15 protein-coding genes and 1 pseudogene are annotated in these 14,406 nt (G+C 65.4%); 9 read left to right on the forward strand and 7 right to left on the reverse strand.

Annotated features, from left to right (window positions below; translation table 11 throughout):
• The 6 genes from cydD to purT all read right to left on the reverse strand — a co-directional run.
• On the reverse strand, positions 1-1,450 hold a 1,450-nt coding region (gene cydD / locus VIR09_RS02420), incomplete at its 3' end, for a thiol reductant ABC exporter subunit CydD (RefSeq protein ID WP_332011451.1).
• Positions 1,451-1,527: 77 nt separating this feature from the next.
• Positions 1,528-1,653 carry a cytochrome bd-I oxidase subunit CydX gene (gene cydX, locus VIR09_RS02425; RefSeq protein ID WP_332011440.1) on the reverse strand — a complete coding sequence of 42 codons (126 nt, stop codon included), beginning with the start codon at positions 1,651-1,653 and terminating at the stop codon, positions 1,528-1,530.
• Between the two features lie 16 nt (positions 1,654-1,669).
• Positions 1,670-2,824: a cytochrome d ubiquinol oxidase subunit II gene (gene cydB / locus VIR09_RS02430; RefSeq protein WP_332011441.1), complete on the reverse strand. Its 1,155-nt coding sequence runs from the start codon at positions 2,822-2,824 to the stop codon at positions 1,670-1,672.
• A 13-nt stretch (positions 2,825-2,837) separates the two neighbouring features.
• Entirely contained in the window at positions 2,838-4,412 is a 1,575-nt protein-coding gene (locus VIR09_RS02435; RefSeq protein WP_332011442.1) for a cytochrome ubiquinol oxidase subunit I, read from the reverse strand.
• A gap of 127 nt (positions 4,413-4,539) precedes the next feature.
• A complete protein-coding gene (locus tag VIR09_RS02440) occupies positions 4,540-5,085 on the reverse strand; it encodes a GbsR/MarR family transcriptional regulator (protein ID WP_042796113.1) in 546 nt (181 codons plus the stop codon).
• 245 nt (positions 5,086-5,330) lie between these two features.
• A complete protein-coding gene (gene purT, locus VIR09_RS02445) occupies positions 5,331-6,548 on the reverse strand; it encodes a formate-dependent phosphoribosylglycinamide formyltransferase (protein ID WP_332011443.1) in 1,218 nt (405 codons plus the stop codon).
• Between the two features lie 105 nt (positions 6,549-6,653).
• On the opposite strand from purT, the gene VIR09_RS02450 reads away from it, so the two are divergent.
• From VIR09_RS02450 to VIR09_RS02490, 9 genes are all read left to right on the forward strand, one after another.
• The gene (locus VIR09_RS02450) at positions 6,654-7,643 is read left to right on the forward strand and encodes a KpsF/GutQ family sugar-phosphate isomerase (protein WP_332011444.1); all 990 of its coding nucleotides are present in this window, start codon (positions 6,654-6,656) and stop codon (positions 7,641-7,643) included.
• A gap of 2 nt (positions 7,644-7,645) precedes the next feature.
• The gene (locus tag VIR09_RS02455; protein WP_332011445.1) at positions 7,646-8,248 is read left to right on the forward strand and encodes a KdsC family phosphatase; all 603 of its coding nucleotides are present in this window, start codon (positions 7,646-7,648) and stop codon (positions 8,246-8,248) included.
• Between the two features lie 37 nt (positions 8,249-8,285).
• The gene (lptC, locus tag VIR09_RS02460) at positions 8,286-8,918 is read left to right on the forward strand and encodes an LPS export ABC transporter periplasmic protein LptC (protein WP_332011446.1); all 633 of its coding nucleotides are present in this window, start codon (positions 8,286-8,288) and stop codon (positions 8,916-8,918) included.
• On the forward strand, positions 8,915-9,544 hold the full coding sequence (gene lptA, locus VIR09_RS02465; protein WP_332011447.1) for a lipopolysaccharide transport periplasmic protein LptA: 630 nt from the start codon (positions 8,915-8,917) through the stop codon (positions 9,542-9,544). Before lptC ends, lptA begins: the two co-directional genes overlap by 4 nt.
• Before the next feature lie 32 nt (positions 9,545-9,576).
• On the forward strand, positions 9,577-10,371 hold the full coding sequence (gene lptB / locus VIR09_RS02470; protein WP_332011448.1) for an LPS export ABC transporter ATP-binding protein: 795 nt from the start codon (positions 9,577-9,579) through the stop codon (positions 10,369-10,371).
• A gap of 222 nt (positions 10,372-10,593) precedes the next feature.
• Positions 10,594-10,932 (forward strand): ribosome hibernation-promoting factor, HPF/YfiA family, encoded by a 339-nt coding sequence (gene hpf, locus VIR09_RS02475; RefSeq protein ID WP_013396726.1) that lies wholly within the window; start codon positions 10,594-10,596, stop codon positions 10,930-10,932.
• A gap of 348 nt (positions 10,933-11,280) precedes the next feature.
• On the forward strand, positions 11,281-11,736 hold the full coding sequence (locus VIR09_RS02480; protein WP_006389881.1) for a PTS sugar transporter subunit IIA: 456 nt from the start codon (positions 11,281-11,283) through the stop codon (positions 11,734-11,736).
• Positions 11,737-11,757: 21 nt separating this feature from the next.
• Positions 11,758-12,684 carry an HPr(Ser) kinase/phosphatase gene (gene hprK, locus VIR09_RS02485; RefSeq protein WP_013396727.1) on the forward strand — a complete coding sequence of 309 codons (927 nt, stop codon included), beginning with the start codon at positions 11,758-11,760 and terminating at the stop codon, positions 12,682-12,684.
• Positions 12,685-12,702: 18 nt separating this feature from the next.
• Positions 12,703-14,136 (forward strand): PLP-dependent aminotransferase family protein, encoded by a 1,434-nt coding sequence (locus tag VIR09_RS02490; RefSeq protein ID WP_332011449.1) that lies wholly within the window; start codon positions 12,703-12,705, stop codon positions 14,134-14,136.
• A 35-nt stretch (positions 14,137-14,171) separates the two neighbouring features.
• Here VIR09_RS02490 and VIR09_RS02495 read toward each other — a convergent pair.
• Positions 14,172-14,406, reverse strand: a pseudogene (locus tag VIR09_RS02495) (cytochrome c); the annotation flags it as partial.

Consider the following 14,406-nt stretch of genomic DNA (forward strand, 5'->3'; position numbering starts at 1 on the left):
CCAACGGCGTCGCCAGCCCTTGCGGCAAGGCCTCGCTGAACTCCAGCACACAGGCGCGGCGGGCGGCGGCCTGCACGTCGGCATCGGTAGCGTCGGGGCGGCCCAGACGGATGTTGTCGGCGATGGAGCCGGCCAGCAGCTGCGGCTTTTGTCCGATCAGCGCCACGCGTTGACGCAGCGCCGCCTCGTCCCATTCGGGCAGAGGCATGCCATCGATACGGATGTCACCGTGGAACGGACGCAGCCGCGCAATCGCCTCGACCAGCGAGGATTTGCCGATGCCGCTGGGACCCATCAGCGCGGCGTGTTCGCCCGGCGCCAACGTCAGGCCGGCTTGATACAACACCGCCTGGCTGCGGCCTGGGGCCTCCAGGCTCATGTCCGCGATGGCAAGGGCTACGCCCGCGACCAGGCGTTCGGGAGTGCGTCCTGGGCCTGCGGCGGTGCCTGCCGCATTTCTCGGACCCGACGTCGCGCCGTCTGCCGCATCGCCGTCCTGCGGCAAGCCATCGAACAGCAAGGATATCTGCGACACCGCCGCCAACGCAGCCGCGCGGTCGTGATAATGCGCCGCGAACTGGCGCAACGGCGCGTAGACCTCCGGCGCCATCAGCAGACAGAACAATCCAGCCTGCAAAGTCAGCGGCGACCAGCGCAGGTCCAGGAATCCCAGATAGGTCAATCCGATGTAGACCGCCACCCCGGCCACGCCCAGCGCCGCGAAAAACTCCAGCACAGCCGACGAAAGAAAGGCAATGCGCAGCACCGACATCGTGCGCTGGCGCAGCGCGTCGCTGGCCGCCACGACCGACGCGGCTTCAGCCTCGGCGCGGCCGTAGAGCTTCAAGGTGGACAGGCCGCGCAGCCGGTCAGCAAAAAAACCCGACAGGCGGGCGAAGGCGCGCAGATGCCTGCGGCTGGCACCCTCGGCGCCCCAGCCCACCAGGGCCATGAACAGAGGTATCAGAGGCGCGGTGATCAGCAGGACCAGTCCGGCGATCACGTCCATCGGCAGCAGCACCACGGCAAACGCGACAGGCAGCATGGCGGCCGCGGCCATGGCGGGCAGGTACTTGGCAAAGAACCCGTCCAGGGCTTCGACCTGGTCCACCACTGCGCTGGCCAGCTCCCCGGAGGCCTGCCCCCGGCTCCAGTACGGACCCTTTTGCACCAGGCGCCCGAAAAGCGATAGCCGCACGTGGCGCTTGATGCGCTCGGCCGCGTCCGCGCCCGCGCGCTCGCCGGCCCAGGTAATACAGGCGCGCAGCAGCATGAGCCCGGCAATGCCCAGGATGTCGCCTAGCAGTTCCTGCCGGGGCACTTGCCTGACGATGGCCGCGTCGAGCACGCTGGCCAGCAGCCAGGCCTGCACGACCAGCAAGACGCCGCTCAGCAGGGGCGCGGCGCCCGCCAGCATCAGCGGCAGCCTGGCCGTCTTGGCGAGCGCCATCAACCACCGCGACTGTGCGCGCGGCGGTTTGTTCAGGGTTGCCGAAGGATCGTGCTCGACGCTGCTGGTACCGCCGCTCACGCGTCCTCGCGGCTGGCGCGCGGGTCATGCGTATGACCCTCGCGCAGCTCGAACCACATTGCATTCAGGATGGCGAAGGCACACGCCAGGCCCAGACCGAGTATCCACGAGAAATACCACATGGTGGAGGCTCCTTTATCAGTATGAGTTGGGCGTGTCGCCCACCGATTCGTGGGTGACTTTTCCGCGCATGACGCGGTACACCCACGAGGTGTAGACCGTGATGAGCGGCAGGAAAATGGCGACCGCGATCACCATGATCCACAGCGTCAAGTGGCTGGACGAACCATCCCAGATGGTCAGGCCGGCCTGCGGCTTCGTCGACGAAGGCATGATGAACGGGAACAGCGAAAATCCCACCGTCAGAATCACGCCGGCGATCGAAATTGCGGATGCCAGGAACGACAGCACATTGGCGCGCACGGTCAGCAGCAATGCCACCAGCAAGGCGCCGCCCACGCCCAGCGCGGGCGCGATCCACATCAGCGGCCACTTGGCGTAATTGGCCATCCAGGCGCCGTTCTGCACCGTCACGGTCTTGAGCATCGGATCCGACGGACCGGCCATGTCCACCGCGCTGGTGATGACATGGCCGGGAACTCCGCCCGCCACCCAAAAGCCGCCCGCCGCGAACAGCGCCGCCGTCAGCAAAGCGCACAGCCGGCCCCAGTTGCGGGCCCGCGACGAGATCGGGTCTTCCGTGCGCCAGGCCAGCAGCACGGCGCCGTGCATGGCCAGCATCACCACGCTGAGCACGCCAGCCAAGAGCGCGAACGGCATGAACAGCTGGTAGAAATGTCCTTCATAGATCGGACGCAGGGTCACAGGATCGAAGGTGAACGGCACGCCCAGGATGATGTTGCCCATGGCCACGCCGAACACCAGCGAAGCCACCACGCCTGAGAAACAGAGCACGCCGTCCCAACGGTTGCGCCAGCTGGTGCCTTCCATCTTGCTGCGGTACTTGAAACCCACCGGCCGCAGGATCAGCGCGATCAGCACCAGCATCATCGCCAGGTAGAAGCCGGAGAACGACGCGGCGTACAACAAGGGCCAGGCGGCGAAAATGGCGCCGCCTGCCGTGATGAGCCAGACCTGGTTGCCTTCCCAGACCGGCCCCACCACGTTGATCACCACCCGACGCTCGATGTCGGTCTTGGCGACCACGGGCAGCAGCGCGGCCACGCCCAGGTCGAAGCCATCCATGACGGCGAAGCCGATGAGCAAGGCACCCAGGAGCACCCACCAGACCACGCGCAGCGTGCCGTAGTCGAAAGGAATAAGAGTATCCATCGCTGTCTCTCCCTCAGGCTCGCACCGCGGCGCGGACAGGATCGGCGGCGGCAGTGCCGGGCGCCGGCCCATCGGATTTCGGTCCCGCCTTCACGGCATGCAGCATCACCTTCACGCCGATGATCAGCAGCACCGTGTACAGCACCAGGAATATCGTCAGGCTGATGGCCAGGTCGACGATGGTCAGGCCGGAAGCCGCGTAGTAGGTCGGCAGGACGCCTTCGATCACCCAGGGCTGGCGGCCGTATTCGGCCACGAACCAGCCGCTTTCGATGGCCACCCAGGGCAGCGGCAAACTCCACAGCGCCACCTTGAGCAGGCCACGCCGGCTGTCCAGCCGCCCGCGCGAGGCCAGCCAGAACGCCACGCCGAAGAACAGGATCAGGTACATGCCCACCGCCACCATGATGCGGAACGCCCAGAACAGCGGCGCGACGTTGGGCACGGTATCGACCGCGGCCTTCTTGATGTCGTCCTCGGTGACCTTGCTCATGTCAGGCTGGTAGCGCTTGACCAGCAGCGCATAGCCCAGGTCAGGCCAGGTCTTGTCGAAGACCATGCGCGCGTCCACGTCCTTGGGATTGGCGCGGATCTTCTGCAGCGCTTCATAGGCCACCATGCCGTCGCGGATGCGGTTTTCGGCGCGCCGGATCAGGTCGTCGATGCCCAGCAGCGGCGTGGTGAGCGAACGCGTGCCGATGATGCCCATGACGTAGGGGATCTCGATCGCGAAGTCGTTCTTGCGCTCGGCCTGGTTGGGAATGGCGATCAGGTTGAAGGACGCGGGGGCCGGCTCGGTGTGCCACATGGACTCGATGGCCGCGATCTTCATCTTCTGGTGTTCAGTGGTGAGGTAGCCGCTTTCGTCCCCCAGCACCACGACCGACAGCGCCGAGGCCAGGCCGAAGCTGGCGGCGACCGCCATCGAGCGCTTGGCCAGATCGATGTGGCGGCCCTTCAGCAGATACCAGGCGCTGATCGACATGACGAACATGGCGCCAGCGACGTAGCCCGCGCTGACCGTGTGCACGAACTTGGCCTGAGCCACCGGGTTGAAGATTACCGCGGCGAAGTCGGTCATCTCCATGCGCATGGTATCGGGATTGAAGATCGAACCGACCGGATTCTGCATCCAGCCGTTGGCGATCAGGATCCACAACGCCGAGAAGTTGGTGCCGAACGCCACCAGCCAGGTCACCATCAGGTGGCTGACCTTGGACATGCGGTTCCAGCCGAAGAAGAACAGGCCGACGAAGGTGGCTTCCAGGAAGAAGGCCATCAACCCTTCGAGCGCCAGCGGCGCGCCGAAGATGTCGCCCACGTAATGGCTGTAGTAGGACCAGTTCATGCCGAACTGGAACTCCATCACGACGCCCGTGGCGACGCCCAATGCGAAGTTGATGCCGAAGAGCGTGCCCCAGAACATGGTCATCCGCTTCCAGATGGGGCGGCCGGTCATGACGTACACGCTTTCCATGATGGCCAGGATGAACGACAGGCCGAGCGTGAGGGGGACGAAGAGGAAGTGGTAGAGCGCGGTCGCGGCAAACTGGAATCGCGACAGATTTACGACGTCGAGATCAATCATTGGGTCGCTCCCAAGCAGTTGAGGTGCCGCGGCAACCGGCATGGTTCCCAGGCCGTCTCTCGCGCCATGTTACGAGCGTTGCATACAACTTCATAGAGGTTTCCTGAAAAATCGGGGCGGATCAAGGTCAGCCCTTGCCCCGCAATTTGCCGGCGAAACCCAGCACCTTCTGCACTTTCGAACCGAGCTTCATCAGGTTCTGCAGGGTTTCTGGCGGCAGACGTTGAACCTCATCGAACCATCCCGTGGACAGTTCGATGAGCTCCAGCATTTCGTTCATGCGTTGTTGCGCATAGGCCTCATCGGGCCCTGACGGGGGTTCCAGCAGGGTGTCCCGCAACAGGGTCAGCGTGGGATCGATTTCGCGCTTGCGTTTTTCTTCCATCAGGATGCGGAAGATCTCCCAGACATCCTTGGGAGTTTCGAAGTAGTCGCGGCGGTCGCCGACTTGATGGATGAGCTTGACCAGGCGCCAGGATTGCAACTCCTTCAGCCCGAGGCTGACGTTGGAGCGCGAAAAGCCGAGCGTCTCGGCGATGTCGTCGGCATTCAGCGGCTTGGGCGACAGGAACAGCAAGGCGTAGATCTGGCCGACCGTGCGATTCACGCCCCATCGGCTGCCCATTTCACCGAAATGCAGGACGAAGCGTTCGTTTTGAGGGGACAGGGCCATGGATCGAGCTACACCGGCAAAGTCAGGGCTCCGGCCCTGGAAGATAAAAACAGTTACACCGCTTTCAGAAATTCCTGAAATTATCGAACAAACTATGCGAAAGCGCAAACCACACTGGCCGCAGGGGCATGGGCGCAAGACTTCGCGTCGCAGCGGCGACGGCCTGTCTTCCGGATTGCCGCGCCCAAGCGAAAGCGGCCACCAGCCCGTGGGCTGGTGGCCGCTTGATCAGGCGAAAAGAGGGGTCAGCCGGCCTTGATGGACACGGCCGCCGACACCCGCTTGGCCTTGGCCCGGGCCGCCGCCACGTCTGCAGCCACGGCCAGGCCCACGCCCATGCGGCGCTTGACGAAGGATTCGGGCTTGCCGAAGAGGCGGATATCGGTACCGGGTTCAGCCAGCGCCTCGGCCACGTTGTGGAACGAGACCGCGGCGGCCTCGACGCCGCCGTAGATGACGCTGCTGGCGCCAGGCTGGCGCAGACTGGTGTCCACAGGCAGCCCCAGGAGCGCCCGGGCATGCAGTTCGAATTCGTTCTGGACCTGCGTGATCATGGTCACCATGCCGGTGTCGTGCGGGCGCGGGCTGACTTCAGAGAACCAGACCTGGTCGCCGGCCACGAACAATTCCACCCCGAAAATGCCCAGGCCGCCCAGGTTGGACGTAACCGCCAGCGCGATTTCCCGGGAGCGCTCCAGGGCGGCGGGAGACATCGGGTGCGGCTGCCAGCTTTCCACGTAGTCGCCGTCAACCTGCTTGTGGCCGATGGGTTCGCAGTAGCGGGTTTCGACCTGGCCGTCGGCGCCGCGGGCGCGGACGGTCAACAGGGTGATTTCGTAATCGAAGCGGATGAAGCCTTCGACGATGGCGCGCCCGCCGCCCACCCGGCCGCCCTCCTGGGCGTAGCGCCAGGCGGATTCGACGTCGTCGACGCTCTTGATCACGGACTGGCCCTTGCCCGAGGAGGACATGACCGGCTTGATGACGCAGGGATAGCCGATGCCGCCGTCGATGGCGGCGCGCAGTTCTTCCTCGGTGTCGACAAAGCGGTAGGGCGAGGTCGGCAACCCCAGGGTCTCTGCCGCCAGGCGGCGGATGCCCTCGCGGTTCATGGTCAATTGGGCCGCGCGCGCGGTCGGGGTGACCCGGGCCACGCCCGCCGCCTCCAGCTCCACCAGCAAATTGGTGGCAATGGCTTCGATTTCGGGGACAATAACGTGGGGCCGTTCCTGTTCGATGACCTTGCGCAGGGCCTGCGGGTCCGTCATCGAGACCACATGCGCCCGGTGCGCCACCTGGTGGCCCGGAGCGTCGGCATACCGATCCACTGCAATGACTTCCACACCCAGCCGCTGCAGGGCAATGATGACCTCTTTGCCCAATTCGCCGGACCCGAGCAGCATGACGCGGGTGGCCAAGGGGGACAGGGGCGTGCCAAGGACGGGGCTAGAAATGCTGGACATGGAGCGAGCCTGGAAAAAAAAGTTGGAAAGCCGTTGAAATGACCCGCCAGCATGCCATACGCCCTTTCCGGGGGCAAACCCGCATACTGATATTAAAATCCATGTATGACTGACCATCCCACAACATCGTCCGAGACCGCGCTGGCATCTGCGCGCAGAACGCTGCAGATTGAATGCCAGGGCCTGATGGACCTGTCGGCCCGGCTGGACGACAGCTTCACGCAGACCGTCGCGATGCTGCTGGCCTGCCGCGGCCGGGTGGTTGTCAGCGGCATCGGCAAGACCGGCCACGTCGCCCGCAAGATCGCGGCGACGCTGGCCTCGACCGGCACGCCCGCCTTTTTCGTACACGCCGCCGAGGCCGTCCACGGCGATCTGGGCATGATCACCCAGGATGACGTCCTGATCGCGATCTCGTATTCGGGCTCCGGCCAGGAACTGTTGACGATACTTCCCGTCGCCCGCCGCATGGGCGCCAAGCTGGTCGCCATTACCGGCAATCCGCAGTCCGAACTGGCGCGGCTGGCCGACGTCCATCTGGACGCCAGCGTGGCCCAGGAAGCCTGCCCCCTGAATCTGGCGCCCACGGCGAGCACCACCGCGGCGCTGGCCTTGGGCGACGCCCTGGCGGTCGCCTGCCTGGAGGCCCGCGGCTTCAGCCCGCAGGATTTTGCCCGATCGCACCCGGGCGGCGCCCTCGGCCGCCGTCTGCTGACCCACGTGCGCGACGTCATGCGCAAAGGCGACGCCCTGCCCATCGTCCAGGCCGGTACGCCGGTCTCGCAGGCGCTCGAGGTCATGTCCGCCAAAGGCATGGGCATGACCGTCGTGACCGACGCGCAACGCCGCCCCGTGGGCATCTTCACCGACGGCGACCTGCGCCGCCTGATCGCCCGGCACGGCGACATCCGCAGCCTGACGGTGGACGCCGGCATGACACGCTCGCCGCGCAGCATCACCCCCGACGCGCTGGCCGTCGAGGCCGCCCAGCACATGGACAAACAACGGCTAAACCAGATGCTTGTGCTGGACCGCGACGGCGCTTTGCTCGGCGCCCTGCACATGCATGATCTGATGGCCGCTAAAGTGGTATGACTATGACTCTTTCTGCTCCCGTGACGCATCCGGCCGAAGCGCTGGTCCTGGCCCGCATCCCCGCCGGCGTGCGCGAACGCGCCGCCGCCGTGCGTCTCATGGTGTTCGACGTCGATGGGGTACTGACCGACGGCAGCCTCTATTACGGCGAAAACGGAGAACTCCAAAAACGCTTCAATGCGCTGGACGGCCATGGACTGCGCCTGCTGATGGAAGGCGGTCTGAAGGTGGCCCTGATGACCGGACGCTCCGGCCCTATCGTGGCCCGCCGCGCAGCCGAGCTGGGCATCGCCGAGGTCATCCAGGGCGTCCGTGACAAGGGCGGCGCGCTGGCCGAACTTGCGCAGCGTTCCGGTGTCCAACTGAATCAGGCCGGCTACATGGGCGATGACATCATCGACCTGCCGGCCCTGCAGCGCGCCGGCTTCGCCGCCAGCGTGCCGAACGCGCCGGGCTATGTCAGCCAGGCCGCCCACTGGGTGTCGACCCATAGCGGCGGCAACGGCGCCGTGCGCGAATGCTGCGACCTGCTGCTGGCTGCCCAGGGGCGCCTGGGCGCATTCCTGGCGGCGCCAGGCCTGCTCGGCCCGGGCGCCATCCAATGATTGCCAGGACAACCCATACGCCCTTGCGGCAGACCCAATGAAAGAACGTTTTCCTTCCCTGATCGCGCTGTTCCTGCTGCTGGTGCTGGTCGCCAGCTCGTGGTGGGCGGCGGATTACGCGCAGCGGGCCATCCAGACGGATCCACCGCGCCGCGTCACCCACGAGATGGACGCCTGGTCGCGCGACTTCGTGATGCTGCGCACCGATCCCGCCGGCCGCCCCATCAACCGGCTGGAAGGCGAATATGCGGAACATTTCCCCGATGACGACTCCTACCACGTGACCTCGCCGCGCGCGGTGGGCCAGCGAGAGCACAACCCCATTACCGTGGCTGTCTCGAAGACCGCGGTGATGGAGCAAGGCGGCAAGCGCATCGTCATGAACGGCAACGCCCACGTGCGCCGCCAACCGGACGCCGACAACGATCTGCTGGACGTGCGCAGCCAGCAGCTGATCATCCTGCCCGATGACGACGTGGTCTACACCGACCTGCCGGCGGAAGTCATCAAGGGCCGTTCGCGCATGAACGGCACGGGCATGCACTACAACAACAAGACGCGCCAACTGCAGGTTTCGGCATCGACCGATGTGGAAATTGCCGGTTCCGAAGGCAAGCAGCAACGCCGGACCGAAATTCCCGCCAACAACACTGACCAGAAAAAACCATGACCGACCTCCGGATTCTCCTTGCCCCGACGACCCGCTTGCTCGGCGCCATCCTGCTGACGGCTTCAGCGCTGGCTCCGGCCCATGCCGCGGATCCGGCGCCCAAGGCAGCGACGCCGGCTGAAGAGCCCAGCACGCTGATCCTGTCGGATACCCTGCACTACGACGACGTGAAGAAGAAGAGCGTCTTCACGGGCAACGTCAACATGACGCGCGGCCTCATGACCCTGACGTCCGACGTGCTGGAAATGAACGAAGACGCGCAAGGCAACCAGTTCGGCACGGCCACCGCCAACAAGGGCAAGATCGTGACCATCCGCCAGGAACGTCCGGAAACCTTCGAACTCATCGAAGGCACCGGCCTGCGCGCCGAATACGACGGCACCAAGAGCACCTTCGACCTGATCGGCCAGGCTGTCGTGACCCGCTACGTCTGTGGAAAACCGTTCGACACCATTCGCGGCGAACGGGTACGCTACAACGAGAAGACCGGCACCTACGAAGCCCATGGCGGCCCCAACTCCGCCGCGGCCGGCGGTCGGGTCCGCTCCGTGGCTGAACCGCGCGCCAAATCGGATGCCGCCATCGCCGAATGCCGCAAGCAACAGGCAGCCAAGAAGGGGCGTTGAACGCCTCCCATGCAACACCACTCGCAGCCACGATGAACCAACCTTCAGTGCCGACTCCGGTAACCTCCGCCCCCTCGGGCATCAAGCAGGGCAGCCTGCGCGCAACCGGTTTGCGCAAGACCTATAACGGCCGGACCGTGGTGCAGGACGTGTCCCTGTCCGTGGTCAGCGGCGAAGTGGTCGGTCTGCTCGGCCCCAACGGCGCGGGCAAGACCACCAGCTTCTACATGATCGTGGGCCTGGTGCCCGCGGACGCCGGCCGCATCGAAATCGACGGTTCCGTCATCACCTCGATGCCGATCCACAAGCGCGCACACATGGGCCTGTCGTATCTGCCCCAGGACGCTTCCGTGTTCCGCCGCCTGACGGTGGAGCAAAACATCCGCGCCGTGCTAGAGCTGCAACTGGGGCCGGATGGACGTCCGCTGTCCACGCCCAAGATCAACGAGCAGATGGAATCCCTGTTGGAAGAGCTGCAGATCGGCCACATCCGCAGCAACGCCGCCATCTCCCTCTCCGGCGGCGAACGCCGCCGCGTGGAAATCGCGCGCGCGCTGGCCACCAGCCCGCGCTTCATCCTGCTGGACGAGCCCTTCGCCGGCGTCGATCCCATCGCCGTCATCGAGATTCAGCGCATCGTGCGGTTCCTCAAGGGACGCGGCATCGGCGTGTTGATCACCGACCACAACGTGCGCGAAACCCTGGGCATCTGCGACCGCGCCTACATCATCAGCGAAGGCAAGGTTCTGACCGACGGCCACCCCGATGAAATCGTGGGCGACCCGGCCGTGCGCCGGGTCTATCTGGGAGAGCACTTCCGCATGTGATGCGGCCCTGGGGAAGACCCCTAGGCGCCGCCTGCGCCCGGGCGCATGCACCCAGGGGGCTCAGCCATAAAAATGCCATGAACTTGCGCTAGGTCAGCTTGTTTTATCGGCCCGAGTCTATACACTAGTACCAAACGAACCCGCTCAATCAAGGAGAACGCCTAACGAATCAGCCGCGCTTTTCGCGCACCCTTTTTTCCTCTTTTAGAAGGAGAGCACACTATGAACCTGAGCATCTGCGGTCGTCACCTCGACGTCACCCCGGCCATCCGGGAATATGTCATGAACAAACTGGCGCGAGTGCTGCGGCATTTCGATCACGTCATCGATACCCAGGTCATGCTCTCGGTAGAGCCCCTGCGGCATAGAGCCGAAATCACCATGCGTCTAAGCGGTAAGGACATTCATTGTGAAGCAACCGATGAAAACCTCTATGCAGCCATAGACCTTCTTGCTGACAAAGTCGACCGTCAGGTCATCAAGCACAAGGACAAGGTACGAAGTCACACGGCGGAGTCCGTGAAGCGGCAAGCGGCGAATCTCACGCCACCCCAGCAGTAACGCGCTTCATGACCACTCGCACTGCGAGACTAGCTAAACAGCGATTCTAGAAATCCTGCCTAAGTCCCGGTGTCCCGCTAGACGCAACGTCCAGCCGGGGCATCGGCAAACTGCCCTCCCGTAGCCTCCCCCTTCTTTGTCCCCCATTCCCGGTTCCGCCGGCGATTCCGTTTTCCCCGATTTCCGGCGTTTCCCGAGGCGCAGCCCTGCCGCCAGGCGCAAGAATGCCCACAATCCGCCGCTATCGGTCTATGCTGTCGCTCTTGCCGCCCCATGATGCGACCGTGCCGGGCACGACGTCGCAGAGGCCGATTATTGCAGTGCATCATATAACCATATAATGATCCGATGAATCATTTGTCGCGCATCCTACCCGCCGGCAACGTCGTGCTCGATATGCTCGCAACGAGCAAGAAACGTGCGTTCGAACAGGCCGGCCTTCTCTTTGAAAACAACCATGGCCTGGCGCGCGCGCTCGTGTTCGACAGCCTGTTCGCCCGGGAACGCCTGGGCTCCACCGCGCTCGGTCAGGGCGTGGCGGTTCCGCATGGCCGCGTGAAGGGCCTGGAGCAGGCCCTGGCGGCCTTCATCCGCCTGGCCCAGCCCATCACCTTCGATGCGCCGGACGGGCAGCCCGTGTCGATGCTGCTCTGTTTGCTGGTGCCGGAAACGGCCACGCAGCAGCACTTGGACATTCTGGCCGAACTGGCGCAGCTCATGTCGAACAAGGCCTTGCGCGAAGCCCTGGCCACAGAGCCCGATCCGGCTGTCGTCCACAAGATGCTGACGACCGGCCAACTCTGAACTCCTCGCGGAAACGCTGCCATGCTCACGGTGCAGGAACTCGTCGACGACAACGCCGACAAAATCCCCTTTAACTGGATTTCCGGCCAAGGCGCCGCGGACCGCGCAATACCCGACGACGGCATGTCGGCCGCGGACCTCGTCGGCCACTTGAACCTGATCCACCCATCCCGCATCCAGGTGTTCGGGCAGGAAGAGCTGGCGTACTACACCCGCTTCGATCTGCGCCGCCGCATGCACCACATGGACGAGCTGCTGATCGGCGGGGTGCCCGCCATCCTGCTGGCCGACGGCCTGACCCCGCCGCAAGACCTCATCGACCAGTGCGACCAGCATCAGGTACCGCTCTTGTCCACGCCAGTGGCAGCCGCGCAGCTGATCGACCTGCTGCGCATCTACCTGGGCAAGAAGCTGGCGCCCACCACCACCGTGCACGGCGTGTTCCTGGACGTGCTGGGACTGGGCGTGCTGATCACCGGCGAATCCGGCCTGGGCAAAAGCGAACTGGCGCTGGAGCTGATCTCGCGCGGACACGGTCTGGTGGCGGACGACGCCGTGGAGTTCTCGCGCACCGCCCCCAACATGATCGAAGGCCACTGTCCGCAACTGCTGCAGAACCTGCTGGAAGTGCGCGGCCTGGGCCTGCTCGATATCCGCACCATCTTCGGCGAGACCTCCGTGCGCCGCAAGATGCGCCTCAAGCTCATCGTGCATCTGGTGCGCGCCACCGCGCAGGACAAGTTCGAACGCCTGCCGCTGCAGGACATCACGCAGGACATGCTGGGCCTGCCGGTGCGCAAGGTCATGCTGCAAGTGGCAGCCGGCCGCAATCTGGCGGTGCTGGTGGAAGCCGCCGTGCGCAACACGATACTGAAGCTGCGCGGCATCGACACGCTGGGCGAATTCATGGAACGCCAGGCCATGGCGATCCTGCAAAGCAGCAAGTAGACGCGGCGTCCGGGCACCTTGAGCCTGTATGAAAACCTGGCCGCCGAGATCGCCAAGTCGATCCGCGACGGCGTGCTGTGCGCGGGCGACAAGCTGCCCTCCGTGCGGGACGCATGCGCCGCGCGCGGCCTCAGCCCGTCGACGGTGTTCCAGGCCTACTATCTGCTGGAAGCACGCGGCCTGATCCGCGCCCAGCCGCGTTCCGGTTATTACGTCAACGCACCCGCCGCCTCCCTGCCGCCAGAACCCGGCGCCTCCAGTCCGGACGGCGAATCGACGGAACTCGCGATCAGCGAGCGCATCTTCGACATCCTGGGCTCCGTGCGCAACCGCGACGTGACGCCGCTAGGCTCCGCCTTCCCTTCCCCGCTGCTGTTTCCGCTGCCGCGCCTGGCTCAGGCGATGGCCGCGCACCTAAAGCGCCAGGACCCGCTGGACACGGTGGAAGACCTGGCGCCGGGCAATCCCGGCCTGCGCCGCCAGATCGCGCTGCGCTACCTGATCGGCGGCATCACCGTGCCGGCCAGCGACATCGTCGTCACCAATGGCGCGCTGGAAGCGCTGAACCTGTGCCTGCAAGCGGTCACGCAGCCCGGCGACACGGTCATGGTCGAAGCGCCGACGTTCTATGGCGCCCTGCAGGCGCTCGAGCGCCAGGGACTGAAGGCGCTGGAAATACCGACCCACCCGCGCACCGGCATCGACCTGGACGCGATGGAGGCCGCCATCGAACGCCACGCGCCCACAGCCTGCTGGCTGATGACGCAGTTCCAGAACCCTCTCGGCAGCCTGATGCCGGATGAAAAAAAGCGGCAACTGGTCCAACTGCTCGCGCGCCACGGCATCCCGCTGATCGAAGACGACGTGTATGGCGAGCTGTACTTCGGCCCGGCGCGGCCCGTGCCCGCCAAGGCTTATGACACTCAAGGGCTGGTGCTGCATTGCTCGTCGTTTTCGAAGTGCCTGGCGCCGGGCTACCGCATCGGCTGGGCCAGCGCCGGCCGCTACACGCAACGCGTGCAGCGTCTGAAGCTGTCGTCCACGCTGTCGGCGTCCGGCCCCGCCCAGGGCGCGATCGCCGAGTACCTGGAGCAAGGCGGCTATGACCGCCACCTGCGCCGCCTGCGCGAAACGCTGCAGATGCAGCAGCAGCACATGGCCGAGGCGATCGCCCGGGAGTTCCCCGCCGGCACGCGGGTGACACGGCCGCAAGGCGGATTCTTCCTGTGGCTGGAGCTGCCGGCCGCCGTAGATGCGCTGGTGCTGCACCGGCAAGCCCTGGCGCGCGGCATCAGCGTGGCGCCCGGTCCGATCTTCTCGGCCAGCGGGCAGTTCGGCAGCGCGCTGCGCCTGAACTATGGGCACCCCTGGGACGCGGCGGCGCAAGCCGCCATCCGCGTGCTGGGCGAGTTGGCGCGCGAGGCCTGCTCGCGGGCCTTGAAGACGCGCTAGTGCCGGTGCAAGGCTAGTTTTGACTTGGCCAGGCCCTAGTTCAGCGTCGACGCGGCGCGCGCCCGCTTGACCTCCAGCGGCGTCACGCCGCCCGCCTCGTTGCCCCAGCTATTGCGGATATACGTCACCAGCATCGAGATATCGCTGTCATTGAGCAGTTGCCCGAAGGGCGGCATGCCGTGCGGCCGCGGGTTCGCCGCCGTGGCCGGGGCGTAGCCGCCGTCCAACACCATGCGGATGGCGTTGACGGGCGACGGCGCGGTGACGGTC

The sequence above is a fragment of the Achromobacter sp. genome (genome assembly GCF_036567245.1).
In the GTDB taxonomy this organism is placed as follows: domain Bacteria; phylum Pseudomonadota; class Gammaproteobacteria; order Burkholderiales; family Burkholderiaceae_B; genus Achromobacter.

What these genes read in the sequence shown, in the direction of transcription:
- cydX (WP_332011440.1), bottom strand. Translation starts at nt 1,653, where the DNA reads ATGTGGTATTTCTCGTGGATACTCGGTCTGGGCCTGGCGTGTGCCTTC.
- cydB (WP_332011441.1), bottom strand. Translation starts at nt 2,824, where the DNA reads ATGGATACTCTTATTCCTTTCGACTACGGCACGCTGCGCGTGGTCTGG.
- VIR09_RS02435 (WP_332011442.1), bottom strand. Translation starts at nt 4,412, where the DNA reads ATGATTGATCTCGACGTCGTAAATCTGTCGCGATTCCAGTTTGCCGCG.
- VIR09_RS02440 (WP_042796113.1), bottom strand. Translation starts at nt 5,085, where the DNA reads ATGGCCCTGTCCCCTCAAAACGAACGCTTCGTCCTGCATTTCGGTGAA.
- purT (WP_332011443.1), bottom strand. Translation starts at nt 6,548, where the DNA reads ATGTCCAGCATTTCTAGCCCCGTCCTTGGCACGCCCCTGTCCCCCTTG.
- VIR09_RS02450 (WP_332011444.1), top strand. Translation starts at nt 6,654, where the DNA reads ATGACTGACCATCCCACAACATCGTCCGAGACCGCGCTGGCATCTGCG.
- VIR09_RS02455 (WP_332011445.1), top strand. Translation starts at nt 7,646, where the DNA reads ATGACTCTTTCTGCTCCCGTGACGCATCCGGCCGAAGCGCTGGTCCTG.
- lptC (WP_332011446.1), top strand. Translation starts at nt 8,286, where the DNA reads ATGAAAGAACGTTTTCCTTCCCTGATCGCGCTGTTCCTGCTGCTGGTG.
- lptA (WP_332011447.1), top strand. Translation starts at nt 8,915, where the DNA reads ATGACCGACCTCCGGATTCTCCTTGCCCCGACGACCCGCTTGCTCGGC.
- lptB (WP_332011448.1), top strand. Translation starts at nt 9,577, where the DNA reads ATGAACCAACCTTCAGTGCCGACTCCGGTAACCTCCGCCCCCTCGGGC.
- hpf (WP_013396726.1), top strand. Translation starts at nt 10,594, where the DNA reads ATGAACCTGAGCATCTGCGGTCGTCACCTCGACGTCACCCCGGCCATC.
- VIR09_RS02480 (WP_006389881.1), top strand. Translation starts at nt 11,281, where the DNA reads ATGAATCATTTGTCGCGCATCCTACCCGCCGGCAACGTCGTGCTCGAT.
- hprK (WP_013396727.1), top strand. Translation starts at nt 11,758, where the DNA reads ATGCTCACGGTGCAGGAACTCGTCGACGACAACGCCGACAAAATCCCC.